The sequence below is a fragment of the Priestia sp. SIMBA_032 genome (assembly GCF_046535215.1).
In the GTDB taxonomy this organism is placed as follows: domain Bacteria; phylum Bacillota; class Bacilli; order Bacillales; family Bacillaceae_H; genus Priestia; species Priestia aryabhattai.
The window spans coordinates 1-242 of sequence record NZ_JAWRXD010001413.1 but is presented as its reverse complement, the minus strand read 5'-3'; the positions used below and the strand labels follow the sequence as shown (position 1 = coordinate 242).

The 242-nt window shown below is 69.4% G+C and carries 1 protein-coding gene; it reads left to right on the top strand.

Annotated features, from left to right (window positions below):
• A partial coding sequence (locus SB717_RS38965) for a hypothetical protein (RefSeq protein ID WP_410908619.1) occupies nt 1–229 on the top strand: 229 nt, incomplete at its 5' end.
• Nucleotides 230–242 lie beyond the last annotated feature (13 nt).

The following is a 242-nucleotide window of genomic DNA, read 5'->3' as shown; positions in this document are numbered from 1 at the left end:
CTCCGAACTGCTCACGCAGCGCAGTGGGCTCGATGCGTTGACCGAGCCGCTCCGGGCCTTTGCCGCCGCCGCTCCGGCCGTACGCCTGCGCCGGGTGGCTGCAGAACTCGAAATCCTTGCCGCCCAGGGCGTGCTGCGCGACGAGATCGAAGATCTGCTGTCGGGGTCGATACTCGCCGCCGCGACGGTGGGGCAAGGGTCGGCAGCGGAGGCCCTCGGATGGACGTGATGCAGATGAGGTC